Below are 24,936 nucleotides of genomic sequence, written 5' to 3' on the forward strand. Positions count from 1 at the left end.
CAGGTGAAATTCACCAAGGGTCACGGCACCCAGAACGACTTCGTCGTGCTGCCGGACCCGCACGCCCAGCTGAGCCTGACCGGACCGCGGGTCGCCGCGCTCTGCGACCGGCGCCGTGGGCTGGGCGCCGACGGGGTGTTGCGGGTCACCACGGCCGGGGCGGCGGTGTCGGCCGGCGTGCTCGACCGGGTGCCCGACGGTGTGGATCCCGGCGATTGGTACATGGACTACCGCAACGCCGACGGGTCCGTCGCCCAGATGTGCGGCAACGGCGTGCGGGTCTTCGCGCACTACCTGCGCGCCAGCGGCATGGAATCCCGCGACGAGTTCGTGGTCGGGTCGCTGGCAGGTCCGCGGCCGGTCGTCGTGCACCGCGCGGATGCGACCACCGCCGACGTCAGCGTCGACATGGGCAAGGCCAACACGCTGGGCGGCGGCGAGGCGGTCGTGGGCGGGCGGCGGTTCTCCGGCCTGGCGGTCGACGTCGGCAATCCCCACCTGGCCTGTGTGGACCCGGATCTGACGCCCGAGGCGCTGGCGGTACTGGATGTGGCCGCGCCGGTGAGCTTCGACGCGACTCAGTTCCCCGACGGGGTGAACGTCGAGATCGTCACCGCACCCGCCGACGGGGCGGTACACATGCGGGTGCACGAGCGGGGAGTCGGCGAGACGCGCTCCTGCGGTACCGGAACCGTTGCGGCCGCCGTCGCCGCGCTCGCCGGTGCCGGTGCGGCCACCGGCACCCTGACCGTGCGCGTGCCCGGCGGCGAGGTCGTTGTCACCATCACCGACGCCACCAGCTTCCTGCGCGGACCGTCCGTGCTGGTGGCCCAAGGAGAACTCAGCGAGGAATGGTGGCGACAGCAGCAGCGTTAAATCGAGTGCACAAAACCCTTTTCGCGTGCATCATCGTGTATTGCCTATGACACATCCCGAATTTCGCGATCACTCTCCGGCCGCGCCGGAGCCCAGCACGGGCGAACTCGCCCTCGAAGATCGGTCGGCGCTGCGCCGCGTCGCCGGCCTGTCCACCGAACTCACCGACATCTCCGAGGTCGAGTACCGCCAGCTTCGGCTCGAGCGGGTCGTTCTGGTGGGCGTCTGGACCGACGGCAGCGCCGCCGACGGCGAGGCCAGCATGGCCGAGCTGGCCGCCCTGGCCGAGACCGCCGGCTCGCACGTGCTCGAAGGGCTGATCCAGCGCCGCGACAAGCCCGACCCGTCGACCTACATCGGCTCCGGCAAGGCGCAGGAATTGCGGGAGGTGGTGCTGGCGACCGGCGCCGACACCGTCATCTGCGACGGCGAGCTGTCCCCGGCTCAGCTGACGGCCCTGGAGAAGGCCGTGAAGGTCAAGGTCATCGACCGCACCGCGCTGATCCTCGACATCTTCGCCCAGCACGCCACCAGCCGGGAGGGCAAGGCGCAGGTGACGCTGGCCCAGATGGAATACATGCTGCCGCGGCTGCGCGGCTGGGGTGAGTCGATGTCGCGGCAGGCCGGTGGCCGCGCCGGCGGCAGCGGGGGAGGCGTGGGCCTGCGCGGTCCCGGTGAAACCAAGATCGAGACCGACCGGCGGCGCATCCGCGAGCGGATGGCCAAGCTGCGCCGCGAGATCAAGGACATGAAGCAGGTCCGCGACACCCAGCGCAGCCGTCGGGTGCACAGCGAACTGCCTGCGATCGCCATCGTCGGCTACACCAACGCCGGCAAGTCGAGCCTGCTCAACGCGCTGACCGGGGCCGGGGTGCTGGTCCAGGACGCGTTGTTCGCCACCCTGGAGCCCACCACCCGGCGCTCCGAATTCGACGACGGCCGGCCGTTCGTCCTCACCGACACCGTCGGGTTCGTCCGCCACCTGCCCACCCAACTGGTCGAGGCGTTCCGCTCCACGCTGGAGGAGGTGGTCGACGCCGACCTGCTGGTGCATGTCGTCGACGGGGCCGACGCCAACCCCCTGGCGCAGATCAACGCCGTCCGCCAGGTGGTCTCCGACGTCGTCGCCGACTACGGGGCCGACCACGACGGTGCGGCGCCGCAGGAGCTGGTGGTGGTGAACAAGGTCGACGCCGCAAGCGATTTGGCGCTGGCCAAACTGCGTCACGCGCTGCCCGACGCCATGTTCGTCTCCGCGCGCACCGGCGACGGCATCGGCGCCCTGCGCCGGCGGATCGCCGAGCTCGCCGTTCCCGCCGACACCGCCGTGGACGTGGTGATCCCGTACCACCGCGGCGACCTGGTCGCCCGCCTGCACGCCGATGGGCGCGTCCAGCACGAGGAGCACAACGCCGAGGGCACCCGGATCAGGGCCCGGGTCCCGGTGGCGCTGGCCGGCCGGCTGCGCGAGTTCTCGACCGACTGAGCGGGCGTTGCGCCCGATGACCGGGCGCTCCGCGCCCCGCAGCCGCACCCGAGGCCCCCGGCGGCGTCCGTAGGCGACCCCCGCCAGCCGCCGACCAACCGTCCGGTTGGTATATGTTGGGCTGCAGCATCCCAGTCGCCGGAGGTCTTTCCATGAGCAGCGCCATCAAATACCAGCGCACTCTTTTCGAGTCAGAGCACGACCTGTTTCGTGAGTCCTACCGGGGCTTCCTCGAGCGCCATGTCGCGCCCTACCACGACGAGTGGGAGAAGGCGAAGATCGTCGACCGTGGCGTCTGGCTCGAGGCCGGCAAGCAGGGCTTCCTCGGCATGGCGGTGCCCGAGGAGTACGGCGGTGGCGGCAACCCCGACTTCCGGTACAACACGATCATCACCGAGGAGACCACCGCGGGCCGCTACAGCGGCATCGGGTTCGGCCTGCACAACGACATCGTGGCGCCGTACCTGTTGGCCCTGGCCACCGAGGAGCAGAAGCAGCGCTGGCTGCCGAAATTCTGTACCGGAGAGCTGATTACGGCGATTGCGATGACCGAGCCGGGCACCGGCAGCGACCTGCAGGGCATCAAGACCCGCGCGGTCAAGCAGGGCGACCACTACGTGCTCAACGGATCAAAGACGTTCATCACCAACGGAATCAACTCCGACCTGGTGATCGTGGTCGCGCAGACCGACCCGGACAAGGGCGCGCAGGGCTTCTCGCTGCTGGCCGTCGAGCGCGGCATGGAGGGTTTCGAGCGCGGCCGGCACCTGGACAAGATCGGGCTGGACGCCCAGGACACGGCCGAGCTGTCGTTCACCGACGTGCACGTGCCGGCCGAAAACCTGCTGGGCCAGGAGGGCATGGGGTTCATCTACCTGATGCAGAACCTGCCGCAGGAACGCATCTCGATCGCCATCATGGCGGCCGCGGCCATGGAGCAGGTGCTGGAGCAGACCCTGCAATACACCAAGGAGCGCAAGGCATTTGGCAAGCCGATCGGCAGCTTCCAGAACAGCCGCTTCGTGCTCGCCGAACTGGCGACGGAGGCGACCGTGGTCCGCATGATGGTCGACGAGTTCGTCCGCCTGCACCTGGACCACAAGCTGACCGCCGAACAGGCCGCGATGGCCAAGTGGTACTGCACCGAAAAGCAGGTGCACCTGATCGACCGCTGCCTGCAGCTGCACGGCGGCTACGGCTACATGCGCGAATACCCCGTTGCCCGTGCCTATCTGGACGCGCGGGTGCAAACCATCTACGGCGGCACGACCGAGATCATGAAGGAAATCATCGGCCGCAGCCTCGGCGTATAGCGTTTCGTTTGCTGTATAGCGGCAAAGAATCATCGCGGCGAAGATTCGGTGGGAACGGCCCCGGCGCTACTGGCGGCGGGCGACAAACTGGCCACGGCGCGTGGGTTGGCGCGGGTGAGAGCGTGACTGCGCTGCGGGGTCACGGCCCATCGGCGCAGGTCTTCAGGACGTGCCGTCGCGCCTAATCAGGCCCGCGATCGGGCCGGTGGCGACCGTTCGTGCCCGGTGCGCGGACACGTCCGGCGCAATTGCGCTGTGCGAGTCGGCAGTCCGGCGCTGCTGCTCGATCCGCGGTCCGGCCGTTTTCTGTGCGATATCCGCAACGCCGAACGACGGGCGGGGCGGGCGGTCGCGATTGGGCCATGGGCGCGCATCATTTCGACATCGGTGTGGTATCCGTTTTTGTAAAATTTGTGATTCGACTTCGCATTTCTTGTTGGCTGGAGCAAAGTAATGCGAGCCCGGCGGTAAGGCTGATCGTGCGCGGGTCCATTCCGCGCAGCACGGCCCGTTCGCCGGTTATGCAGGTAAGGGCATAGCCGCAGATAGATCCCTATCCGCCGGCTGGGAGGCTTGGTGAAGGTGCAGAGAGGTCACATGCGCAAGCTGATCGGAAGCGCGCTGGTCAGCTTGACGACCACCGCACTGGCCGCCGTGCTGTTGGCCCCCACCGCGGTAGCGAGTCCGATCGGCGACGCCGAAGCCGCGATCATGGCCGCCTGGGACAAGGCCGGCGGCGACACCTCACCACTGGGCGCCCGCAAGGGCGACGTGTACCCCGTCGGGGACGGCTTCGCCCTGGACTTCGACGGCGGCAAGATGTTCTTCACCCCGGCCACCGGAGCCAAGTTCGCGTACGGGCCCGTCCTGGACAAATACGAGCAGCTCGGCGGGCCGGCCGGCAGCGATCTGGGCTTTCCGACCATCAACGAAGTGCCGGGCCTGTCCGGTCCCGACAGCCGGGTGATCACCTTCTCGGCCAGCGACAAGCCGGTGATCTTCTGGACCCCCGAGCACGGCCCGTTCGTGGTGCGCGGCGCCCTCAACACCGCCTGGGACAAGCTGGGCAGCTCGGGCGGGGTTCTCGGTGTACCGGTCGGCGACGAGACCTACAGCGGCGAGGTGTCCTCGCAGAAATTCAGCGGCGGCCAGGTGTCCTGGAATCGGCAGACGAAGCAGTTCACCACCGAACCGCCGGCGCTGGCCGACCAGTTGAAGGGCCTGCAGGTGGCGATCGATCCCACCGCGGCGATCAACACGGCGTGGCGCGCTGCCGGCGGAGCCACCGGGCCGTTGGGCGCCAAGCAGGGCGGCCAGTATCCCGTCGGCGGTGACGGCATCGCCCAGAACTTCGCCCGCGGCAAGGTGTTCTTCACCCCGGCCACCGGCGCGAACGCCGTCGAGAGCGACATTCTGGCCAAATACGAGTCGCTGGGCGGCCCGGTCGGCAGCGACCTCGGATTTCCCACCACCAACGAAACCGACGGCGGCATAGGATCTTCCAGCAAAATCTGCACCTTCTCCGCCGCCGACAAGCCGGTCATCTTCTGGACGTCGGACCACGGCGCGTTCGTCATCCGCGGGGCGATGAAGGCGGCGTGGGACAAGCTGCGCGCCCCCGCCGGCAAGCTGGGCGCGCCGGTGGGCGACCAGGCCGTGAACGGCGACGTGGTTTCGCAGCAGTTCACCGGCGGCAAGATCTCGTGGAACCGGGCCAAGAACACGTTCAGCACGGAGCCGTCCAACCTGGCGCCGCTCCTGTCCGGCCTGCAAGTGTCGGGTCAGAACCAGCCGAGCAACTCGGCCATGCCGGCGCACGCCAAGAAGTTCACCTGGCACTGGTGGTGGCTGATGGCCGCCATCCCGGTACTGGTGCTGCTCGTGTTGCTGGTCTGGGTGCTGTTCGTCTGGCGCCGGCGCCGGCCCGAACAGGCCGACGCCGTGGGTTATGCGCCCGACCAGGGCCGGGACTTCGGCTACGACGCCGGCGACCCCTGGGGGCACGACGATTCCGACCACGACGCCGAGGCGTTCGCGCTCAGCGCGCCGGCCGAACCGGCGCCGGATGCCGGGCGGGTCAGCTGGCAGCGCCAGGCTCCCGCCGAGAGTGAATACGGGTTCGAGGAGGAAGACCCCGACGCCGTCGACACCGACTCCATCCCCGTCGTCTCCGGCGAGATGCTGTCGGAGGCCGACTATCCCGCCGCCCAGGTCGACTACGCCGACTACGCCGACGAGGTTCCCGAGCTCGCCGAGCCCGACACCGCGGACGACGCCGCCTACGCCGACGCCGACGACCTCGACGCCGGGTACGCGCAGGAGGCCTACCCGGACGACGAATACCTTGACCTCGCGGTGCCCCGCACCCCGCCCGACACCGACGCCGTGACCGGCGCCCTGGACACGGCCGAGCCCGAGGACGACTACCTCGACCTCGCCACGCCCGAGCCCGAGGCCGAGGCCGAGCCGGCGGAGGACCGGGGAGCCGACGTGGCAGACGCGGTGGTCGCCGGAGCGGTCGCGGCCGGGGCGCCGGCGCGAAGCGGACGGCACGCCGCCGCCGACGACGAGGACGGCTCGGACAATGGTCTGGCGGGCCCGGACGGCCGGCCCACGATCCACCTGCCGCTCGACGACCCGTACCAGGCGCCCGAGGGATATCCGATCAAGGCCAGCGCCCGGTACGGGCTGTATTACACGCCGGGCAGCGACCTGTATCAGGACACGCTCGCCGAACTCTGGCTGTCGAGCGAAGAAGTCGCGCTGGCCAACGGTTTCACCCGCGCCGACTGACGCGGCGGGGCGTCAGACCTTGCGGATGACGGTGACGACCTTGCCGAGCACGCTGGCGTCGTTGCCGGGGATGGGGTCGAACGCCGGGTTGTGCGGCATCAGCCAGACCTGACCGCCGGCGCGCTTGAACGTCTTGACGGTGGCTTCGCCGTCGAGCATCGCCGCGACGATGTCGCCGTTGTCGGCGACGTTCTGCTGACGCACCACCACCCAGTCGCCGTCACAGATCGCGGCGTCGACCATCGAATCACCGACCACCTTGAGCAGGAAAAGCGTTCCCTCGCCGACCAATTCGCGTGGCAGGGGAAAGACATCCTCGACGGCCTCCTCGGCCAGGATCGGTCCACCGGCCGCGATGCGCCCGAGCACCGGGACAAACGTGGGTTCGGGCAGGGCATCCGAGCCGGCCACCTCGGTGGCGGGCGCCGTCACGTCGTCGTCGATCCCGCGGACATCGACCGCCCGGGGGCGGTTGGGGTCGCGCCGCAGGTATCCCTTGCGCTCCAGGGTGCGCAGCTGGTGCGCCACCGATGACGTCGACGTCAGGCCGACGGCGTCGCCGATCTCGCGGATGCTCGGCGGGTAGCCGCGGCTGGTGACCGAGGCGCGGATGACATTCAGAATGGTGCGCTGACGCTCGGTCAGCGAGGGATCCACGGAGTGCAACCGGCCTTCGGGGCCGGCCGAGGAAATGTCGTTGCTGTCGCCCATGGCAATGAATGTAGCCGCCACTCGAACAAGAATCAAACATGTGTTCGAGTGGCGTGTCGCGCCGTCGCGGGCGGCGACGGAAAAGGCGCAAAGTCGGGTGAATCACAAATGTGTAACTCTTCGGGTTATCGGGTATTTGGGCCTCGTGACAGTGGTAAAGGCCGACGAACTTGTCGGTGGTGTGATCTAGCGTTTGCTCGTGCGACACGCTTCGCTCAAATGTTCGGGTTTCGAACACACAAGCGATTAGAGTCGAACACACGAGCGAGAGCTAGTTGACCGGAGGAACGAAGATGACAGTCATCCACACGCCTGCGCCGCGTATCAGCAGTCTTCGGCGCCCGATCAACGGACCCGTGCAGGGTGCTCGGTATGGACGCGACGGTCTGACCCGATCCCGCAGGCCGGCGCCGGCGCGCCCGGCGGGCGCGGCGACGCGCTATTACGGCACCGGGGTGGCAATGTCGGTCGCCCCGCACCGCCGGCGCGCGACCACCTGGGCGTCGACCATCGGGCTGGCGTTGGCCGCCGGGGCGATCACGCTGTGGCTGGGGCTCGTCGCGAACGTCGGCCAGGTGCTCAACGGCGACTCCACCAACAACGCGGCCCACATTCCCGACCGGCTGGCCGTCGTCCGCGTCGACGCGGGGGAGTCGCTGCAGGACTTCGCGCACCGGGTCGCGCCCGAGGCGCCGACCACTCAGGTCGCCGACCGCATCCGCGAACTCAACGATCTGCACTCGCCCAACCTGATGGCGGGTCAGACCCTCATCGCTCCGGTCGGCTGACAACCGTTGTGCGAAAACGGCTCTGTTAGCCATGCAGATCGGCGCGCGGGTACGCTCAAAGTTCTGCGGTTGTTCGTCGGCACGGTGAAGGAGCGGTCATGCACTGTCCGTTCTGCCGTCATCCCGACTCCCGGGTGATCGACTCGCGCGAAACCGATGAAGGCCAGGCCATCCGGCGGCGCCGATCCTGTCCCGAGTGCGGACGGCGTTTCAGCACCGTGGAGACCGCTGTCCTGGCGGTGGTCAAGCGCAGTGGCGTCACCGAACCGTTCAGCAGGGAAAAGGTCATCAGCGGCGTCCGGCGCGCCTGCCAGGGTCGCCAGGTCGACGACGACGCCCTGAACCTGCTGGCCCAGCAGGTCGAAGACACCGTGCGCGCCGCCGGTTCGCCGGAAATCCCCAGCCACGAGGTGGGATTGGCCATCCTCGGGCCGCTGCGCGACCTCGACGAGGTGGCCTACCTGCGGTTCGCGTCCGTGTATCGCTCGTTTGAATCCGCGGACGATTTCGAACGCGAGATCCAGGCGCTGCGCGATCACCGCGGCGTGACGGCGCCGGGCTGACCGGGCCGTCCCGGCCCGCATCGTCACCCGGCTGGGTTGAAACGCCGGCCTCCTCACCGGGCCGTCCCGGCCCGCATCGTCACCCGGCTAGGCTCGCTTTCATGCCCACTGACTTGCATCCCGACCTTGCGGCGCTGGCCCCGCTCCTTGGGACCTGGTCCGGCAAGGGCGCGGGAAAGTACCCGACGATCCCGCCGTTCGACTACCTCGAGGAAGTCGTGTTCGCCCACGTCGGTAAACCGTTTCTGGCCTACGGGCAGAAAACCAAGGCGGTGGCCGACGGCAAGCCGCTGCACGCCGAAACCGGGTATCTCCGGGTGCCCCAGCCGGGCCACGTCGAGCTGGTTTTGGCGCATCCCAGCGGCATCACCGAAATCGAGGTCGGCACCTACTCGGTCACCGGTGACGTCATCGAAATGCAGATGGCCACCACGACCGTCGGGCTGACTCCCAGCGCCAAAGAGGTGACGGCGCTTGGCCGTTCCTTCCGCATCGACGGCGACGAGCTGTCCTACACCGTGCAGATGGGTGCGGTCGGGCAACCCCTGCAGGACCACCTCGCCGCGGTGCTGCACCGGCAAAGCTAGCCCACCCGCCCCCGCGTTGGCCGTCAGTCCAGGTGTCGCACACCGTCATTGACGACCCGCCCGGCCACCCCGACCCAGCCTTCGGCGCTCCATGTCGTCTCGATGACGGAGCCCCTGCCCTGCGTGATCCGCAGGCTCTGACTGAGGTAATCGGTGATGCGCATCGCCGCCGAGCCGGTGGCCTCGTCCTCGACCACACCGAGGTTGGCGGCGAACATGCGAACCCGCAGCGACCCGGATGCCCGGTCGGTCCAGGCCCACAGGTAATGCGCGGTGTCGTCGGGGAAGTCGGCCGGGTCGGCGGCGAGAACCTCGTCGGCCGAAGCGAATTCGTGCAATGCGAAGTCGGGCGCCCATTCCGCGCGCGCGTCGATGCCGGCGCGGTGTTCGTCGGAGCCCACCTGCACGATGCCCGCCGGTACCCGCAGCGTGTTGACCGGCGAACCGCTCTCGCGCAGCCACCACGTCGCGCCGACGGTGGGGTGGCCGGCGAACGGCAGCTCGGTTCGCGGCGTGTAGATGGTGGCATGCGCGGTTGAGGAGCCCGCGGCCGGGACGTCCACGAAAACCGTCTCGCTGTACCCCAATTGGGTCGCCAACCGTTGCCGCTCGGCGGGGTCGACCCGGCGGGCGTCCACCACGCCCAGCGGATTACCGAAATTGCCGTCCGAATCGGTGAACACCCGCAACACCGTTACGTCGATCCCCATGGCCCGACTGTACGGCGCGGAAGCCGTCGGCATCGATCGACGGGATCAGGTGGCGCTGCGTTCGTCGGACCCCATGGCGTTCAGTACGGCGACGCGGGTTCCGGCGGGGCCCGAGACGGCCCGCTCGCCGCCGCCGGTGCGCAACAGGCTGCGCAGATTGGCCTGGTCGTATTCGGCCGGGGCGGTGGAATCGATGAAGCGCTCGATGACGTCGATGAACCGGGCCGGGTCGTCGTGGAACGGGAAGTGGCCCGAGCCTTCGAAGATCTCCAGACGCGAGCCGGGCATCGCGGCGTGCGCCATCCACGCGTGCCGGACCGGGACCACCACATCCTTTGTGCCCCAGACGATCTGCACCGGGATGGCTTCGGTCAAATAACATCGGTCGAGCATGGTGACGATCTGCCCGCGCCAATCCACCACCGCACGCAGCGTCCGGCTGAACGCCGCCGACGCCGTCGGCTCGGGCAGGTCGTCGAGGATGCGCAGCACGTTGGGCAGATCGCGGCCCAAGCCGGTGCTGCCCAGCGCGGTCCCCAGGACGCGTCCCACGAGCTGAACCGCCGGCAGCACCAGCGGCAGCCGCAGCAGGGCGATCGCCTCGCTGCCCATCGGCAGCGAGGCCCACCGCAGGACGAAGTTGACGTCCTTGGTCACGCCGCCCGCGCCGACCAGGATCAGCCGTTCCACCAGATGCGGGAATTGGTAGGCGAATTGCATGGCGACGCCACCGCCCAGCGAGTGACCGATGATCGTCACCCGCTCGATGGCGAGCACGCTGAGCAGGTCACGCATCCCGTTGGCGTAGGCCGCGATCGAGTAGTCGGCGCGCGGCTTGTCCGATCGCCCGTGTCCCAGCAGGTCCGGGGCGATCACCGTGAAACGCTGGGCGAGCTTGGCCTGCACCGTATTCCACGTCGTCGAGTTGTCGCCGATGCCGTGAATCAGCAGGATCGCCGGCCCGGAACCGGCGATGCGGTACGCCCGCTTGTAACCGTGGATGGTGCGGAACTCGAGTCTGGGTGCGGTGACTTCACGCACCGGGCGGAGCGTGGGATTGCGCTTCCGCTCGGTCATATCGCCAACCTTGGTGTCGGGCCGGGCTACGCCGGTCTGGCTAGGGGCTCGTGCTGCGGGGGTCAGGCATGGTCGTCGTCGTCGTACTTCTTCTCGGCCTGCTGGGCCAGAAATCGCTCGAACTCTGCGCCTAGCTCATCGCCGCTAGGCAGATCCTCGTCGCGAGCTAGTAACGATCTGTTCTCCTGAGCGTCGATGAAGGCATCGTACTGGCGCTCCAGCGCGGCCACCACTTGAGCGACCTCCGCGCTCGCCTCGACCTGCTCGTCGATCTTGGCCCGAATCACCTCGGCGGCCTCGGTCAACGCGGTCAGCGGCAGCTCCAGTGACGCGGTCTTGGCGACCTGTTCGAGCAGCGCCTGCGCGGCGGCCGGGTAGTCGGTCTGGGTGAGGTAGTGCGGGACGTGCACGGTGTAGCCGATCACCTCGTGGCCGTGCTGGCCCATCCGGTATTCGAGCAGGTTGGACGCGCTGGCGGGGACCTGGATCTCCGAGATCCACGGCTGGAAGTTGGCGATCAACTCCGGGTTGTTCGAGTGGGCGGTCATGGTGGTCGGCCGGGTGTGCGGAACCGCCATCGGCACGGTGCCCAGGCCGATGGTCTGGCGCACGCCGAGGCGCTCGGCCAGCAGCCGCACCGCGGTGATGAAGCGCTCCCACTTGAGATCCGGCTCCATGCCGGCCAGCAACAGGAACGGGGTGCCGATCGTGTCGCGCATCGCGTAGAGGTTCAGCTCGGGCTCTTCGTAATGGGTGAAGTGATCGGTCTTGAACGTCATCAGCGGCCGCCGGGAGCGGTAGTCCAGCAATTCGTCGATCGCGAAGGACGCGACCAGCTCGGTGTCCAGCACCGCCTTCAGATGTGCCGACGCCAGCTTGATGGCATGACCGGCGTCGGAAAAGCCCTCCAGGGCGTGCACCAGCACCGGGCCGCGGCCATCGGACGTCGACAGCTGCGGCGCCGGCAGCTCGAGCTCGTACATGCCGGCCTGCCCCGGCTGGTACCGGTCAGCTGGGTCTTGGTGGTGAGCCATCTGCGATCGCCTCCTCTCGGGGGTCCTTCCAGGGTGCCCTACCAAGTGTCCCCCGAATCAGCCGGCACCCACATCGCTCAGCGAACTTCGCGTCACGCTTGTAGCTGAAACGCGATAATTCTCAGGCGTAATCCGATGGGAACGCGCCCGGGGCGAGCCGCGGGCTCGCCAGCAAACCCCGTGGCGCACCGCGATGTGTAGGAGTCGGCCTGCCGCCCCCCGGTCAGGCATGATGAAGGCGATGCGCATTCGGATCCTGATGCTCTGCTCGGTGGTGGGGGTGGCGATGTCGCTGACGTCGTGTCACCGGCCCGTCGAGCATGTCTCGGGTGCGCCGGTGTCCGCCCCCCGTGTCGGCGGCCCCGTGCAGCGGCTCAGCCAGCCCGAACAGAAGGCCGTCGCCGGTCCGGTCGAGCCGGATCGGCGCATCGGGGCGATATTCATCGACGGCGGCCCGCTGCACGTATGCACCGGTTCCGTCGTGCATTCGACGGGCGGCAACCTGATCATCACCGCCGCGCACTGCCTCGCCGGAGCGTCGCTGATCACATTCGTTCCCGGTTTCGCCGGCGACGCCGCACCCGGCCCCGCCGATGTGTGGAAGGCCGACGCGGTCTACCTCGATCCGCGCTGGACCGCCAGCAAAGACCCGCACGCCGACTATGCGATCGCTCGGGTCAGCAACGAGGCCGGCGCTCCCGTCGAGTCCCGGGTCGGCCTGGCGCTGACGCTGGGCGTCACGCCCCCGCCGGGCAGCCGCGTCACGGTGCTGGGCTATCCGGCCGGCGTGGGGGGTTCACCCATCGGCTGTCAGGCCGCCACGTCGGTCACCGACAGCGGGTTCCCGGCGCTGGCGTGCGAGGGCCTGGTGGACGGCACCAGCGGCGCGCCCTGGGTGAGCGGGACGACGCTCATCGGGGTGATCGGCGGTCTGGAGCGGGGTGGCTGCGCCGCGAACATGTCGTATTCCGCGCCGTTCGACGCGCACACCGCGGAGCTGCTGGCTCGCGCCGAGGCGGGTGGTCCCGGCGATCCGCTCGTGGGCGACCTGCAAGACGCCTGTTAGTGGCGATCGTCAGCGCGGCGGAGCCGGGCGCAACGGGTCGCCACCATCGGGGTTAGTGGCGGAATTGGTTGAGCGCCCGGACCTTGTTCATCACGTCGAGCGCCGCCACCTTGTAGGCCTCGGAGAACGTGGGGTAGTTGAACACCGCGTCCACCAGGTACTCCACGGTGCCGCCGCAGCCCATCACGGCCTGGCCGATGTGCACCATCTCGGTGGCGCTGGTGCCGAAGATGTGCACGCCGAGCACCGTGAGGTCCTGGGTGGACACCAGTAGTTTGAGCATCCCGTAGGAGTCGCCGGCGATCTGGCCGCGGGCCAGCTCGCGGTACCTGGCCACCCCGACCTCGTAGGGGACGGCGTTCTTCGTCAGCTCGACCTCGGTGGCGCCGACGTAGGAGACCTCGGGGATGGAGTAGATGCCGATCGGTTGCAGCTCGGTGATGCCGTCGCTCGCCTCCCCGAACGCGTGGTAGGCCGCCAGGCGGCCCTGCTCCATCGACGTGGCGGCCAAGGCGGGGAAGCCGATCACGTCACCGACGGCATAGATGTGGGGCACCTTGGTCTGGAAGTTGTCGTCGACGAAAATGCGTCCGCGGTTGTCGGCCTCGAGCTCGGCGTTGTGCAGATCAAGGTGATCGGTCTGGCCCTGGCGCCCGGCCGAATACATCACCGTCTCGGCGGGAATCTGCTTGCCACTGGCCAGGGTGGTGACGGTGCCCGCCGAGCCGACGTCGACGGCGGTCACCTCCTCGCCGAACCGGAACGTCACCGCCAGGTCGCGCAGATGGAACTTCAGCGCCTCGACGACCTCGGGATCGCAGAAGTCGAGCATGTCGTCGCGCTTCTCCACGACGGTGACCTTGGTGCCCAGCGCCGCGAACATCGAGGCGTACTCGATGCCGATGACGCCGGCGCCGACCACCACCATCGAGGCGGGCAACGACTTGAGATCCAGGATCCCGTCGGAGTCGAGCACCCGGTGTTCGTCGAACTCGACACCGGAGGGCCGCGCCGGGCGGGTGCCGGTGGCGATGACGACGTATTTGCCTGTGATGGTGATCTTTTCGCGCCGCGACGGGTCCTCGACCTCGATGGTGTGCGGGTCGACGAAACGCCCGTGGCCGATCAGCAGGTCGATCCGGTTGCGCATCAGCTGGTTGCGCACCACGTCGACTTCCTTGCCGATCACGTGCTGGGTGCGGGCCAGCAGATCGGCCGGGGTGATCTTCTCCTTCACGCGGTAGCTGGCGCCGTAGAGTTCGCGCTGGCTCATCCCGGTGAGGTAGAGGACCGCCTCGCGCAACGTCTTTGACGGGATGGTGCCGGTCTGCACACACACGCCGCCCAGCATCTGGCCGCGTTCGACGACCGCGACCGACTTACCGAGCTTGGCCGAGGCGATGGCGGCCTTCTGCCCGCCGGGCCCGGACCCGATGACCACCATGTCGTACTCTTGCGCCGAACTCATGGCTTAAACAGTAAGGCAGCACAACGCACAGTGCTGGGTTCATCCACAGCACCGCCGCCGCACCCGCGCACCTGCGCACCGCTTGACGGTGGCCGCCGTCAGCGTGGTGCCCATGACGACGCATCGAGCAGACTTCGAACTGTCCCGCCCCGGCGCACTCATCGCCGCGCTGCCCGCCGTTCTGGGCTTCGTTCCCGAAAATTCATTGATATTGGTGTCTTTGGGCGACGGCGAGCTCGGGTCGGTGATGCGCGTCGACCTCTCCGAGGAGGTCATCGACCGGGTGGGGGACCTGGCGGAGGTCGCCGCCGCGGCGGCCCCGGAGGCCGTGATCGCGGTGATCGTCGACGCGGACGGGGCCTACTGCCCAAGCTGCAACGAGGAATACCGGCAGCTTTCGGCGGCGCTCGCAGAAGCGTTGGCGCAGCACGACATTGAGCTCTACGCCACCCACGTGGTGGACCAGGTGGTGCTCGGCGGGCGGTGGCATTGCGCCGAGGGCTGCGGGTCCAGCGGCGTCGTCGAGGATCCCGCGGCCTCCCCGCTGGCCGCCGCCGCGGTGCTGGAAGGCAGACGGCTCTATGCGCGTCGCGCCGACCTGCAGGCGGTCATCGCGCCCGACGACCCGGCACGCAGCGCCGCGCTGGCCGCTGCGGTCGACAAGCAGGCCGCCCGGCGCCGCGCGGCGCACCGGGCACATCCGGTGCGCTGCACCCGCCGCGACGTGGAGGCGGCGATGGCCGCCGCTTCCCGTGTCGCGGGCGGGGAATCGCTGTCGGACGCGGAGGTGGCGGCGTTGGGCTGTGCGCTGCGCGACGCGCAGGTCCGCGACATGCTGTATGCCCTGGCGGTGGGGGAGGGCGCCGGCGAGGCCGAGTCGCTGTGGGCGCTGCTCGCGCGCCGGCTGCCCCCGCCGTGGCGGGTCGAGGCGCTGGTCCTGATCGCATTCAGCGCCTACGCCCGCGGTGACGGCCCGCTCGCCGGGGTGTCGCTGCAGGAGGCGCTGCGGTGTGACCCCGACCATCGGATGGCGGCATGCTGGACACCGCTTTACAGTCCGGTCTGCGGCCCGACGACATCCGGGACCTGGCGCTGACCGGCTACCGGCTGGCCAAACAGTTCGGGGTGCGGCTACCGCCGCGCCGGCCGTTCGGCCGCAGGGCGGGGTAGGGGTAATCGTGAGCGCGGCGGCGCCGGGCGGGCAGCGCCCGGCTCAGACCTTTTCGACCTTGACGGCGTGCGCCATCTCGTGCGGCAGGGTGACGTTCTCGTGGCCCGGAATGACGATGGTCACCCCGGCGGAACTGGTCTCAACGGTGACGCGCGCGTTGGGGACGACGCCGGCGTCCTTCAGGCGGGAGATCAGATCGATGTCGCCCTGGACGTGTTCGGTCAGCTGCCGCACCACGACAGCCACCGGCGCACCGGCGGGCAACTCGGTCAGCCGGACCAGGGGGCCGTCCTCGGACCAGGACTCGGGGCCCACGCCCAGGTCCAGAAGCCCGGGGATCGGGTTGCCGAAGGGCGAGGTGGTCGGGTTGTTGAGCACCTTCACCAGCCGCCGCTCGACGTCCTCGCTCATCACGTGCTCCCAGCGGCATGCCTCGGCGTGCACCTCTTCCCAGGGCAGCCCGATGACATCGACCAGCAATCGCTCGGCGAGGCGGTGCTTGCGCATGACGGAAATGGCCAGCGCACGGCCCTTGTCGGTGAGCTCGAGGTGGCGGTCGCCGGCCACGTGAAGTAAACCGTCCCGCTCCATGCGCGACACGGTTTGGCTGACAGTCGGCCCGCTCTGATCCAGGCGTTCGGCGATTCGCGCACGCAGCGGCGTCACGCCCTCTTCTTCGAGGTCGTAGATGGTCCGCAGGTACATCTCGGTGGTGTCAACCAGGTCGTTCATTCAGCACCCTCCGTCGACGCTGAGTCTACTTGGCCAGCTGCGCGAATGGTTGTAACGCCTCCCCGGCACGCAGTATGCCCGCCGCTGACGCGGCGGGCATACCGTCTGCTACCTAGTTTGAGTGAGGTGTTAGCTCGCGTATGACCGTAGCCTGTCGGCGCGCTCCCCGTTGCGGAGTTTGGACATTACGTCCCGCTCGATCTGGCGGACCCGCTCACGGGACAGCCCGAACAGCTTGCCGATCTGGTCCAGGGTGCGCGGCTGGCCGTCGTCCAGGCCGAACCGCAACCGGATCACCTGGTGCTCACGCTCGTCCAGGGTGGCCAGCACGCTGCGGATGTCGGTGTGCAGCAGCTCGGCGATCACCGCGTTCTCGGCCGACATCGCTTCGGCGTCCTCGATGAAGTCGCCCAGCGGGGCTTCTTCCTCGGAGCCGACCGGCATGTCCAGGCTTACCGGGTCGCGACTGTGCTCGAGCAAGTCGTTGATCTTTTCCACCGGGATGCCGGACTCGGCGGCCAGTTCCTCGTCGGTGGCCTCGCGTCCCAGGTTCTGGTGCATCTCACGCTTGATCCGCGCCAGCTTGTTGACCTGCTCCACCAGGTGGACCGGCAGCCGGATGGTGCGGCTCTGGTCGGCCATGCCGCGGGTGATGGCCTGACGGATCCACCAGGTCGCGTAGGTCGAGAACTTGAATCCCTTTGTGTAATCGAACTTTTCCATCGCTCGGATCAACCCGAGGTTGCCCTCCTGGATCAGGTCCAGCAGCGGCATGCCGCGACCGGTGTACCGCTTGGCCAGCGACACCACCAGACGCAGGTTGGCTTCCAGCAGGTGACGACGCGCCGCCTGGCCGTCGCGCACCACGGCCTCTAGATCGCGTTTACGGTTCTCCCCGAGGCGCTTACGCGTTGCGAGCAGGTGCTCGGCATAGAGCCCGGCCTCGATGCGCTTGGCGAGTTCGACCTCGCCGGCCGCATTGAGCAGTGCCGTCTTACCGATTCCATTGAGATATACGCGCACTAGATCCGCTGCGGGGCTTTGAGCATCCAGATCGCCGTCAAATCTGCTCGTGCTGGCGTTCGCCATAGCGACCTCCCGTTCGGCTTTGTTCTGTCATCGAGTTCAACGACAGATCAGCTCTGAGAGTTCCCAGCGACTCCCTATCTCACACGTCTTGACGTGCAGAAATGTGCCGCCGACCTGAGAATGTCCTGAGAAGTCCGCGGCGGGGGCACCCTGCGGAGAAACGACGGCTAGTCGGGATCCATTCCGCCCCGCGCGCCGGGAGGCCAGCCCGGTTGCGGTTCTCGCGGAGCCTCGAGCGCGCGACGTTCGGCGCGGGGGAACAGGGGAATGCGCTGGCGGGCGTCGTCGAACCGGCGCGGCTCCTCGGCACTGCGCGGCGGGCGATCGTTGGCGATCAGGACGGCCATCCAGGGCAACGGGATGGAGGCCGCCACGATCGCCAGGGAGATCAGCCCGTTGTGCCACGCGCCGTAGGCGACGGCGGCCAGGATGAGCGCCGGAATCCGGAATGCCATCAACGTCAAGTATTTACGGACCCGCGCGCGGTGCTGCTCCTCATACGAGGTCGCGGCGGCGGTGATGAGCACCGGACGGCTTTTGTTGCCGTCGAAGTCATCGAACCGGCCGTCGAACCCCGGATCGGAGCCGTGCTTCATTTCTCCACTGTCCCACAACTGGCCGATTCCGGCTCGGGCGGTTTCTGGGCCCGCCGGGCAGTGCACAATGACAGGTATGCAGACCCAAACGATCGAACGCACCGAGACCGACGAACGCGTCGACGACGGGACCGGCAGCGACACCCCGAAGTACTTCCATTACGTCAAGAAGGACAAGATCGCCGAGAGCGCGGTGATGGGCAATCACGTCGTGGCGTTGTGCGGCGAGGTATTTCCCGTCACCAAGGCGGCCAAGCCGGGCTCACCGGTCTGCCCCGACTGCAAGCAGATCTACGACCGGATGAAGAAGGGCTGACCTAGCCCGGCGGCTCCGCCGGCGCGACCTCGCGTTGCGCGGTGATGGGATTGGTGGTCACCGGATTCGACAGCGTGTCCGCCGCCTTCGCCAGCGCGGGCGAGCGCGACAGCAGCCACCGGCGCAGCCGGTGCGCATGCGTCCTGCCCGCGGGGAATTCCTCCTGGATGGCGGCATTGAGCTCGGCGCCGATCATGATCGCGAAGCCCCCGAAGAACGAGAACAGCAGGAATGCGATCGGCGTGGAGAGCGCGCCGTAGGTGTAGCCCGTACTGGTGATCCATTGCAGGTAGATCCGCAGGCCCAGGGTGGCGACCACGAACACCGCGGTGGCCAGCGCGGCGCCGACGATCAGGCGATGCGTCGGCAGCGGCTCCGGCAACGACACCCGGTACAGGATCACCACCCCGACCATCAGGACGAGGATCAGGGCCGGGTAGTAGCCGTAGCGCAGCACGTTGGCCAGGCTGACCGGAATGTGCTCGCCCACCTTGCGCGGCCCCAAGACCACCAACGGCGCAGTCGCCACCACGAACACCAGCCCCGCCACGTACAGGAACAACGCGAACAGGCGCTGCCGCACCGGGTGGCGCAGCGGCGTCTGGTCGTGCGCCTCGACCACGGAGTCGACGAACGACGAGATGGCCGACGACCCCGCCCACAACGAGATGATGAAACCCAGCGACACCACTTCGCCGCGAGCGTGGTTGGCGATGTCGCGCACGGTCGGCTCGATGATCTCGTTGACCACGCTGCGGGAGAACACGCTGTGCGCGGTCGAGATCAGCTGGCGCAGGATGCTGGGCAGCATGTCCGGGCCGAACAGCGGAGCCACGTAGGCCAGGGTGCCCAGCAGCCCGAGCAGCAGCGGCGGCAGTGACAGCGCCGACCAAAAACCAGCCTGAGCCGACTCCGAGAAAATCGAGTCGTCCCAACTCTTGGACAGAGTCCTGCGGGTGATTCGCCAAATGTGGTGGCGCGACGGTTTTGCGACCTGCTCGCTCATACCCGTCCAGCATTACCGAAGATCACGCCCACCGCCCACATTGGCGATGGGCGAGTTCGTCCGCGGGCTAGCTTTCGCTGAACTCCAACACGGCGTCCAGCTCGGTCAGCTTCGCCTCGTGCTCGTTGGCATGGTGCTGGCAGAAGAGAAGCTCCAGTCCGGAAGGCAGCTTGGCGCGCACGCGGGCCGCGGCACCGCAGCGGTCGCAGCGGTCGGCCCGGGTCAGTTCGGGACTCGTCAGAGTTGCATTCATGGCTTCTCCGTTCTCGTACATTCACTTTCTCAGACGTATGGCGTTTTCGCCTTGTTCCCCGATCGTTATCGGGTGTGTCGTTTCTCACGGCCTGGTCAGGTTTGGTTTAGGCGGTCTCTAGGGTGTCGGATTGTGACCTTCGTCCCCGACGTCCTGGTGCACCTGTGTGGAACCGAGCAGTGGGCGCGGGCCCGCCGGCTGGGCGGGATCCTGCCCGAGGACGCCGGCGGCGACTTCATCCATCTGTCGACGCCAGACCAAGTGCACCTGCCGGCCAACCGGCTCTACCGCGGTCGCGACGACCTCGTCCTGTTGCACATCGACCCGACCCGGCTCGCCGCTCCGGTGCGGTGGGAGCTGGGTGTACCAACCGATCCCGAGTCGATGTTGTTCCCGCACCTGTACGGCCCGCTGCCCCTGGCCGCCGTGGTCCGGGTCACCGCCTATCCGCCGGGCGACGACGGAACCTTCGGTCCGGCGTCGACGTAGGCGTCGGCTTCGATCTCCACCAGCAACTCGGGGGCGATCAGCGCCGATACCTCGACCATGGTTGCCGCCGGCCGGATCGCACCGAAGACCTGCTCGTGCACCGCTCCCACCTCGCGCCAGCGCGAGATGTCGGTGACGTAGATGCGGGTGCGCACCACGTCGTTGAGCGCGGCACCCGCTTGATCCAACGCAATCTCGATGCGGCGCAAAGCATCTCGGGTTTGGGCGGCGATGTCACCGGCGGGCCCGGCGCCGGTCGTTCCGGCCACCCACACGTGCGGACCGACCCGCACCGCGCGCGAGTAGCCGACCGCCGATTCGAAGGCGGATCCGGACGAGACGCGGGCGCGATTGGTGGCCATGCGCCTTACGGTACGACGGCCCAGGCCGCCGCCGCAGCCGAATTTCGCGGCGGCAGCGCTCGTTTGGCCTCCGGATTACACCGGCATCGAGATGGGTTGCGCGGCAACCGGTTCGGGTGACCGACTAGTCGAGGTAGTCGCGCAGCACCTGGGAGCGGCTGGGGTGACGCAGCTTCGACATCGTCTTGGACTCGATCTGGCGGATGCGCTCGCGGGTCACGCCGTACACCTGCCCGATCTCGTCGAGCGTGCGGGGCTGGCCGTCGGTGAGCCCGAAACGCAGCCGCACCACACCCGCCTCGCGCTCCGAGAGCGTCTCCAGGACCGACTGCAGCTGGTCTTGCAGCAGCGTGAACGACACCGCGTCCACGGCCACCACGGCCTCGCTGTCCTCGATGAAATCGCCGAGCTGGCTGTCGCCCTCGTCGCCGATGGTCTGGTCCAGCGAGATCGGTTCGCGGGCGTATTGCTGGATCTCCAGCACCTTTTCGGGCGTGATGTCCATTTCCTTGGCCAGCTCCTCGGGCGTGGGCTCGCGGCCCAGGTCCTGCAGCAGCTCGCGCTGGATACGGCCCAGCTTGTTGATGACCTCGACCATGTGCACCGGGATGCGGATGGTGCGGGCCTGGTCGGCCATGGCGCGGGTGATGGCCTGGCGGATCCACCACGTCGCGTACGTGGAGAACTTGTAACCCTTGGTGTAGTCGAACTTCTCGACCGCGCGGATCAGACCCAGGTTGCCCTCCTGGATGAGGTCCAGAAAGGCCATGCCGCGGCCCGTGTAGCGCTTGGCCAGCGACACCACCAGTCGCAGGTTGGCTTCCAGCAGGTGGTTCTTCGCGCGGTCGCCGTCGCGGCAGATCCACATCATGTCGCGGCGCTGGGCGGCGGGCAGTTTGTCGCCCCGCTCGGCCAGCTCGCTCATCAGCTGCGTGGCGTAGAGGCCGGCCTCGATCCGCTTGGCCAGCTCAACCTCTTCCTCGGCGTTGAGCAGCGCGACCTTACCGATCTGCTTGAGGTAGGCGCGCACCGAGTCGGCGGAGGCGGTCAGCTCGGCGTCCTTGCGGGCCTGCCGCAACGCCTCGGACTCGTCTTCGTCCCACACGAAATCGCCGGAGGCCTTGTCCTTTTCGGACGGCTCGGCGATCTCCTCGTCCTCCTCGGCCGCGGCCTCGCCGGCCTTGGCGGGCTTGGCTGCGGCCTCCCCTTCCTCGGCCTCTTCCTCGCCTTCGCCTTCGTCGGCGTCGCCCTCCTCGGCGTCTTCGCCGTCGGACGCTACGTCTTCCTCGAGGTCGTCGAGGGACAGGTCGGTGTCGATGTCGAGGTCTTCGCCGGGCTCAGCCTCGAGGTCGGGTTCGTTGTCGAGATCCTCGACGGCGCCGTCGGAATCGAGGGCGTCGGGATCCGCGGGCCCACCCTTGGCCGCCTTGGTTCCGCGGGCGGAGGGCGCCTTGGCGCCGGCGCCCTTGGCCGCGGCGCGCGTCTTGGCGTCGGCGGCCCCGTCGGCCTCGGACTTGGTGGACGGTGAGGCCGTCTTGGCGGCCCGCTTCGCGGGCGCCGAGCCGTTGGCAGCCTTGGCCGCGGGTCGCTTGGCGGGGGAGGACGGAGACTTCGTGGCGGTGCGTTTCACCGGCCCATCCGTTGCCGGGCTTGCTTTCGTCGCTGCCACTTACACCCCTTCGTTTGGGCTCACTCTCGGTGGGTAGTGGGCATGGTTAACCGAAAGTGTCTGCTATGTCGATGTCGGCGTTGGTATCAGCATGAGTAGCCGCACGCTGTCGGTTGGGCATTCGCCGAGCACCATTGTAACGACAGTGCGGGGTACTACGGCTCTGCCGGGCGAAATCAGTGGGTCACGTCAGAGGTGGCGGCCATCGCCGCGCCGACGATCCCGGCGGTGTTGAGCAGGGCCGCGGCCACCACCGGGGTGCGGTTGGTCAGCAGCGGCACCCATTTGTCGGCCTTGCGGCTGATGCCGCCGCCCGCGATGAACAGATCCGGCCACACCGCGTTCTCGATGCTCACCAGCACCTTGGTCACCTGCTTGCTCCACTTTTCGTAGGACCAGCCGTTGCGCTCCTTCACCGAGGACGCCGCCCGCTGCTCGGCCTCCTTGCCGCCGACCTCGAGATGGCCGAACTCGGTGTTGGGAATCAGCGTCCCGTTGTGAATCACCGCCGAACCGATCCCGGTGCCGAAGGTCAGCAGCACCACCAGTCCCGACTTCCCTTTGCCCGCGCCGTAGTGCTCCTCGGCCAGGCCCGCCGCGTCGGCGTCATTGAGCACCACGACGTCCTGATCGTCCAGTTCGGCGCTGATGATGTCGCGCGCGTTGGTGCCGATCCACGACTTGTCCACGTTGGCCGCCGTCTGCACGACGCCGTGGGTGACGACCCCGGGATAGGTCACTCCCAGCGGGCCGGTCCACCCGAAAGCGTCGACCACCTCGGCGATGGTCTTGGCGACGGCCGAGGGCGTCGCGGGCTGCGGCGTCAGCAGCTTCACCCGCTCGCCGATCAGCTGCCCAGTGTCCATGTCGACGATGCCGCCCTTGATGCCGCTGCCGCCGACGTCGATGCCGAACCCGCGGCGCGCTGGCCGGCCGTCGCCGGCGGCGACACCGGGCGTCTCCGTGGTCGAGTCGGTGCTGGTCATCGAATCTCCTCGGCGTGACGGGGCTGTCCGCTCACCTTAGCGCCGCGGCGGTGCCGTCCGTGGCGTCTGCGCGAGCCCGGCGACTGTGATCCGATAGACCGGTGACCCCTTCCGATGACGAGCTCGTAGGGCTGCGCTCGGTCGCCGAAACCTTGGCCGCGGAGGCCGCCGCATTCGTGAGGCGACGGCAGGCAGAGGTTTTCGGCCCCGAGGCGGGCGGCTTGCACACCCCCGACAGTGGCGCGGTGCGATCGAAGAGCACTCCGACCGACCCGGTGACCGTGGTCGACACCGAAACCGAACGGCTGCTGCGCGACCGGCTGGCCGAATTACGGCCTGGGGACCCGATTCTCGGCGAGGAAGGCGGCGGGCCCGACGACCCGGCGGGCACGCCCGCCGGGACGGTCACCTGGGTGCTCGATCCCATCGACGGCACAGTGAATTTCGTCTACGGCATCCCCGCCTACGCCGTGTCGGTCGGCGCCCAGATCAACGGCGAGTCGGTGGCCGGGGCGGTCGCCGACGTCGTCGGGAACCGCGTCTATTCGGCGGCGCTGGGCCTGGGGGCGCATGTCACCGACGACGAGGGGACGCAGCTGTTGCAGAGCGCCGCCGTCGACGATTTGTCGATGGCGTTGCTGGGCACCGGTTTCGGCTATTCGCGGCAGCGCCGCGCGGCGCAAGCGGCGCTGTTGGCGCGCATGCTGCCGGTGGTGCGCGATGTCCGCCGGATCGGCTCGGCCGCACTGGATCTGTGCATGGTCGCCTCGGGCCGGCTCGACGCCTTCTACGAGCACGGCCTGCAGGTGTGGGATCGCGCCGCGGGTGCGCTGATCGCGTCCGAGGCGGGGGCCCGGGTGGTCCTGCCCGCGCCCGGGGAGGCCGGGGCAGGCCTGGCGCTGGCCGCCGCGCCCGGAATCGCCGACGAGCTGCTGGCCGTCCTGGAGCGCTTCCACGGCCTGGATCCGATTCTGGATTGACCGCCCGCGGTCAGCAGCTGCTGGCGTGAATCTTGGCCAGCAGCGTGGGATCTGAGGGTTCGGTGGCGCCGGGACGCAGGGTGGCGAGCACGGCATCGATGTCGTCGTTGTGCGCCAGCGCGCTGAAGTCGGTGCCCAGCGACAGGTCGACGGAGTCGTCGGCGCGGTTGTCGTTGAACAGTTCGGTGCACGGCGCGACCAGCCACACGGCGGCCGCGGTGGCCTGTCCGGCGGTGCCGAAACGGATTTGGCCCTGACAGGTGAGCCTGGTGCCCGCATACAGCGGGTCGTTGGCGGCGGTCGGTTGGGCGAAGCCGAGGTCTTTCATGGCGCCCGCGACGTCGCCGGCCTGGCCGCCGCGGCCGCTGGCGTTGAGGACGCGAACCTTGGTGTCGGCGAGTTTGGCGGGCGTGACGTCCATCATGGCGCTGCGAGGCACCTGCTCGCCGAGCTGGGCCGGCGTCGAACCGCCCGTCTGCGGCGGGGGATTGCACACCGCGGCCTCGTGCACCTTGGCGGGCCGCGTCAGGGCGACCGTCCAGATGACGCCGGTGGCCACTGCGAGAAGAATCACCACGATGATGGCGGGCCGGGGGTTGCGCCGCCGAAAAGGCCGACCATGCTTGTCAAACGCTGTACCCTCGGTGATTTGCGTGACCACAGGTGCACTCTAGCGGCACGCTAAACCCACTGTTCAGAGACGAGCGCAAGGGTAAAACCAGGGGTGTGACGCAAATCACACCTTAATGGGCCGCGATACGGGCACGAATCATTTGGTGGATGCGTTCGACGCTGGTACAAAGCGATGCCTGGAT

25 protein-coding genes and 1 pseudogene are annotated in these 24,936 nt (G+C 68.4%); 12 read left to right on the top strand and 14 right to left on the bottom strand.

The genetic code is table 11. The features are described from left to right. Nucleotides 1–3 precede the first annotated feature (3 nt). From dapF to AC5Y5B_RS23730, 4 genes are all read left to right on the top strand, one after another. Nucleotides 4–876, top strand: coding sequence for a diaminopimelate epimerase (gene dapF / locus AC5Y5B_RS23715; RefSeq protein WP_500007008.1), 873 nt, complete (start codon nt 4–6; stop codon nt 874–876). A gap of 46 nt (nt 877–922) precedes the next feature. Beyond that, entirely contained in the window at nt 923–2,362 is a 1,440-nt protein-coding gene (gene hflX, locus AC5Y5B_RS23720) for a GTPase HflX (RefSeq protein ID WP_500007011.1), read from the top strand. A 152-nt stretch (nt 2,363–2,514) separates the two neighbouring features. Then, complete coding sequence (locus AC5Y5B_RS23725; protein WP_112633542.1) at nt 2,515–3,675, top strand: acyl-CoA dehydrogenase family protein; 1,161 nt, start codon at nt 2,515–2,517, stop codon at nt 3,673–3,675. A gap of 597 nt (nt 3,676–4,272) precedes the next feature. Then, on the top strand, nt 4,273–6,468 hold the full coding sequence (locus AC5Y5B_RS23730) for an LGFP repeat-containing protein (protein ID WP_500007045.1): 2,196 nt from the start codon (nt 4,273–4,275) through the stop codon (nt 6,466–6,468). A 12-nt stretch (nt 6,469–6,480) separates the two neighbouring features. Here AC5Y5B_RS23730 and lexA read toward each other — a convergent pair whose 3' ends face one another. Continuing rightward, nucleotides 6,481–7,179 (bottom strand): transcriptional repressor LexA, encoded by a 699-nt coding sequence (gene lexA, locus AC5Y5B_RS23735; RefSeq protein WP_500007012.1) that lies wholly within the window; start codon nt 7,177–7,179, stop codon nt 6,481–6,483. A 293-nt stretch (nt 7,180–7,472) separates the two neighbouring features. Here lexA and AC5Y5B_RS23740 point away from each other — a divergent pair, with 293 nt between their 5' ends. From AC5Y5B_RS23740 to AC5Y5B_RS23750, 3 genes are all read left to right on the top strand, one after another. Next, the gene (locus tag AC5Y5B_RS23740) at nt 7,473–7,967 is read left to right on the top strand and encodes a LysM peptidoglycan-binding domain-containing protein (RefSeq protein WP_112633545.1); all 495 of its coding nucleotides are present in this window, start codon (nt 7,473–7,475) and stop codon (nt 7,965–7,967) included. Between the two features lie 98 nt (nt 7,968–8,065). Further along, nucleotides 8,066–8,530: a transcriptional regulator NrdR gene (nrdR, locus tag AC5Y5B_RS23745; RefSeq protein WP_112633546.1), complete on the top strand. Its 465-nt coding sequence runs from the start codon at nt 8,066–8,068 to the stop codon at nt 8,528–8,530. 101 nt (nt 8,531–8,631) lie between these two features. Then, on the top strand, nt 8,632–9,117 hold the full coding sequence (locus AC5Y5B_RS23750; RefSeq protein ID WP_112633547.1) for a peroxynitrite isomerase: 486 nt from the start codon (nt 8,632–8,634) through the stop codon (nt 9,115–9,117). A gap of 23 nt (nt 9,118–9,140) precedes the next feature. Here the strand turns inward: AC5Y5B_RS23750 and AC5Y5B_RS23755 are convergent, their stop codons facing one another. The 3 genes from AC5Y5B_RS23755 to AC5Y5B_RS23765 form a co-directional block, all read right to left on the bottom strand. After that, nucleotides 9,141–9,827 (bottom strand): PhzF family phenazine biosynthesis protein, encoded by a 687-nt coding sequence (locus AC5Y5B_RS23755; protein ID WP_112633548.1) that lies wholly within the window; start codon nt 9,825–9,827, stop codon nt 9,141–9,143. A 45-nt stretch (nt 9,828–9,872) separates the two neighbouring features. Next, nucleotides 9,873–10,904 carry an alpha/beta fold hydrolase gene (locus tag AC5Y5B_RS23760; RefSeq protein WP_500007015.1) on the bottom strand — a complete coding sequence of 344 codons (1,032 nt, stop codon included), beginning with the start codon at nt 10,902–10,904 and terminating at the stop codon, nt 9,873–9,875. Nucleotides 10,905–10,966: 62 nt separating this feature from the next. Next, the gene (locus tag AC5Y5B_RS23765; RefSeq protein WP_112633550.1) at nt 10,967–11,938 is read right to left on the bottom strand and encodes a proteasome assembly chaperone family protein; all 972 of its coding nucleotides are present in this window, start codon (nt 11,936–11,938) and stop codon (nt 10,967–10,969) included. Nucleotides 11,939–12,167: 229 nt separating this feature from the next. Here AC5Y5B_RS23765 and AC5Y5B_RS23770 point away from each other — a divergent pair, with 229 nt between their 5' ends. Next, nucleotides 12,168–13,004, top strand: a complete 837-nt coding sequence (locus AC5Y5B_RS23770; protein WP_112633551.1) for a trypsin-like serine peptidase — start codon at nt 12,168–12,170, stop codon at nt 13,002–13,004. 52 nt (nt 13,005–13,056) lie between these two features. On the opposite strand, the gene sthA is transcribed toward AC5Y5B_RS23770, so the two are convergent. Beyond that, nucleotides 13,057–14,472, bottom strand: coding sequence for a Si-specific NAD(P)(+) transhydrogenase (sthA, locus tag AC5Y5B_RS23775; RefSeq protein WP_112633552.1), 1,416 nt, complete (start codon nt 14,470–14,472; stop codon nt 13,057–13,059). Between the two features lie 112 nt (nt 14,473–14,584). Between sthA and AC5Y5B_RS23780 the strand changes: the two are divergent. Further along, nucleotides 14,585–15,642 (top strand): annotated as a pseudogene (locus AC5Y5B_RS23780) (DUF4192 domain-containing protein). 43 nt (nt 15,643–15,685) lie between these two features. On the opposite strand, the gene AC5Y5B_RS23785 reads toward AC5Y5B_RS23780, so the two are convergent. From AC5Y5B_RS23785 to AC5Y5B_RS23795, 3 genes are all read right to left on the bottom strand, one after another. Continuing rightward, the gene (locus AC5Y5B_RS23785; RefSeq protein WP_067839871.1) at nt 15,686–16,375 is read right to left on the bottom strand and encodes an iron-dependent transcriptional repressor DtxR; all 690 of its coding nucleotides are present in this window, start codon (nt 16,373–16,375) and stop codon (nt 15,686–15,688) included. 129 nt (nt 16,376–16,504) lie between these two features. Then, entirely contained in the window at nt 16,505–17,464 is a 960-nt protein-coding gene (gene sigB / locus AC5Y5B_RS23790; RefSeq protein ID WP_007774892.1) for a sigma-70 family RNA polymerase sigma factor SigB, read from the bottom strand. Nucleotides 17,465–17,631: 167 nt separating this feature from the next. Then, nucleotides 17,632–18,078 carry a DUF3099 domain-containing protein gene (locus tag AC5Y5B_RS23795; RefSeq protein WP_112633577.1) on the bottom strand — a complete coding sequence of 149 codons (447 nt, stop codon included), beginning with the start codon at nt 18,076–18,078 and terminating at the stop codon, nt 17,632–17,634. Between the two features lie 58 nt (nt 18,079–18,136). Here AC5Y5B_RS23795 and AC5Y5B_RS23800 point away from each other — a divergent pair, with 58 nt between their 5' ends. Continuing rightward, nucleotides 18,137–18,376 (top strand): DUF3039 domain-containing protein, encoded by a 240-nt coding sequence (locus AC5Y5B_RS23800; protein WP_064879665.1) that lies wholly within the window; start codon nt 18,137–18,139, stop codon nt 18,374–18,376. A gap of 1 nt (nt 18,377) precedes the next feature. Here the strand turns inward: AC5Y5B_RS23800 and AC5Y5B_RS23805 are convergent, their stop codons facing one another. After that, a complete protein-coding gene (locus AC5Y5B_RS23805) occupies nt 18,378–19,382 on the bottom strand; it encodes a YihY/virulence factor BrkB family protein (protein WP_112633554.1) in 1,005 nt (334 codons plus the stop codon). A 67-nt stretch (nt 19,383–19,449) separates the two neighbouring features. After that, the gene (locus AC5Y5B_RS23810; RefSeq protein ID WP_007774888.1) at nt 19,450–19,635 is read right to left on the bottom strand and encodes a DUF7455 domain-containing protein; all 186 of its coding nucleotides are present in this window, start codon (nt 19,633–19,635) and stop codon (nt 19,450–19,452) included. A gap of 129 nt (nt 19,636–19,764) precedes the next feature. Here AC5Y5B_RS23810 and AC5Y5B_RS23815 point away from each other — a divergent pair, with 129 nt between their 5' ends. After that, a complete protein-coding gene (locus AC5Y5B_RS23815) occupies nt 19,765–20,124 on the top strand; it encodes a DUF952 domain-containing protein (RefSeq protein WP_430919223.1) in 360 nt (119 codons plus the stop codon). Here AC5Y5B_RS23815 and AC5Y5B_RS23820 read toward each other — a convergent pair. From AC5Y5B_RS23820 to ppgK, 3 genes are all read right to left on the bottom strand, one after another. Next, a complete protein-coding gene (locus AC5Y5B_RS23820) occupies nt 20,079–20,486 on the bottom strand; it encodes a RidA family protein (RefSeq protein WP_112633556.1) in 408 nt (135 codons plus the stop codon). The genes AC5Y5B_RS23815 and AC5Y5B_RS23820 overlap by 46 nt on opposite strands. Before the next feature lie 124 nt (nt 20,487–20,610). Next, nucleotides 20,611–22,155, bottom strand: coding sequence for an RNA polymerase sigma factor (locus AC5Y5B_RS23825; RefSeq protein ID WP_112633557.1), 1,545 nt, complete (start codon nt 22,153–22,155; stop codon nt 20,611–20,613). Between the two features lie 176 nt (nt 22,156–22,331). Next, nucleotides 22,332–23,141 carry a polyphosphate--glucose phosphotransferase gene (gene ppgK, locus AC5Y5B_RS23830; protein WP_112633558.1) on the bottom strand — a complete coding sequence of 270 codons (810 nt, stop codon included), beginning with the start codon at nt 23,139–23,141 and terminating at the stop codon, nt 22,332–22,334. Between the two features lie 101 nt (nt 23,142–23,242). Here ppgK and AC5Y5B_RS23835 point away from each other — a divergent pair, with 101 nt between their 5' ends. Beyond that, nucleotides 23,243–24,121 carry an inositol monophosphatase family protein gene (locus AC5Y5B_RS23835; protein WP_500007019.1) on the top strand — a complete coding sequence of 293 codons (879 nt, stop codon included), beginning with the start codon at nt 23,243–23,245 and terminating at the stop codon, nt 24,119–24,121. A gap of 10 nt (nt 24,122–24,131) precedes the next feature. Here the strand turns inward: AC5Y5B_RS23835 and cei are convergent, their stop codons facing one another. Further along, complete coding sequence (cei, locus tag AC5Y5B_RS23840) at nt 24,132–24,782, bottom strand: envelope integrity protein Cei (RefSeq protein WP_112633560.1); 651 nt, start codon at nt 24,780–24,782, stop codon at nt 24,132–24,134. Nucleotides 24,783–24,936 lie beyond the last annotated feature (154 nt).

It is taken from the genome of Mycobacterium sp. NGS33, assembly GCF_059812885.1.

What these genes read in the sequence shown, in the direction of transcription:
- hflX (WP_500007011.1), top strand. Translation starts at nt 923, where the DNA reads ATGACACATCCCGAATTTCGCGATCACTCTCCGGCCGCGCCGGAGCCC.
- AC5Y5B_RS23725 (WP_112633542.1), top strand. Translation starts at nt 2,515, where the DNA reads ATGAGCAGCGCCATCAAATACCAGCGCACTCTTTTCGAGTCAGAGCAC.
- AC5Y5B_RS23730 (WP_500007045.1), top strand. Translation starts at nt 4,273, where the DNA reads ATGCGCAAGCTGATCGGAAGCGCGCTGGTCAGCTTGACGACCACCGCA.
- lexA (WP_500007012.1), bottom strand. Translation starts at nt 7,179, where the DNA reads ATGGGCGACAGCAACGACATTTCCTCGGCCGGCCCCGAAGGCCGGTTG.
- AC5Y5B_RS23740 (WP_112633545.1), top strand. Translation starts at nt 7,473, where the DNA reads ATGACAGTCATCCACACGCCTGCGCCGCGTATCAGCAGTCTTCGGCGC.
- nrdR (WP_112633546.1), top strand. Translation starts at nt 8,066, where the DNA reads ATGCACTGTCCGTTCTGCCGTCATCCCGACTCCCGGGTGATCGACTCG.
- AC5Y5B_RS23750 (WP_112633547.1), top strand. Translation starts at nt 8,632, where the DNA reads ATGCCCACTGACTTGCATCCCGACCTTGCGGCGCTGGCCCCGCTCCTT.
- AC5Y5B_RS23755 (WP_112633548.1), bottom strand. Translation starts at nt 9,827, where the DNA reads ATGGGGATCGACGTAACGGTGTTGCGGGTGTTCACCGATTCGGACGGC.
- AC5Y5B_RS23760 (WP_500007015.1), bottom strand. Translation starts at nt 10,904, where the DNA reads ATGACCGAGCGGAAGCGCAATCCCACGCTCCGCCCGGTGCGTGAAGTC.
- AC5Y5B_RS23765 (WP_112633550.1), bottom strand. Translation starts at nt 11,938, where the DNA reads ATGGCTCACCACCAAGACCCAGCTGACCGGTACCAGCCGGGGCAGGCC.
- AC5Y5B_RS23770 (WP_112633551.1), top strand. Translation starts at nt 12,168, where the DNA reads ATGATGAAGGCGATGCGCATTCGGATCCTGATGCTCTGCTCGGTGGTG.
- sthA (WP_112633552.1), bottom strand. Translation starts at nt 14,472, where the DNA reads ATGAGTTCGGCGCAAGAGTACGACATGGTGGTCATCGGGTCCGGGCCC.
- AC5Y5B_RS23785 (WP_067839871.1), bottom strand. Translation starts at nt 16,375, where the DNA reads ATGAACGACCTGGTTGACACCACCGAGATGTACCTGCGGACCATCTAC.
- sigB (WP_007774892.1), bottom strand. Translation starts at nt 17,464, where the DNA reads ATGGCGAACGCCAGCACGAGCAGATTTGACGGCGATCTGGATGCTCAA.
- AC5Y5B_RS23800 (WP_064879665.1), top strand. Translation starts at nt 18,137, where the DNA reads ATGCAGACCCAAACGATCGAACGCACCGAGACCGACGAACGCGTCGAC.
- AC5Y5B_RS23805 (WP_112633554.1), bottom strand. Translation starts at nt 19,382, where the DNA reads ATGAGCGAGCAGGTCGCAAAACCGTCGCGCCACCACATTTGGCGAATC.
- AC5Y5B_RS23810 (WP_007774888.1), bottom strand. Translation starts at nt 19,635, where the DNA reads ATGAATGCAACTCTGACGAGTCCCGAACTGACCCGGGCCGACCGCTGC.
- AC5Y5B_RS23820 (WP_112633556.1), bottom strand. Translation starts at nt 20,486, where the DNA reads ATGGCCACCAATCGCGCCCGCGTCTCGTCCGGATCCGCCTTCGAATCG.
- ppgK (WP_112633558.1), bottom strand. Translation starts at nt 23,141, where the DNA reads ATGACCAGCACCGACTCGACCACGGAGACGCCCGGTGTCGCCGCCGGC.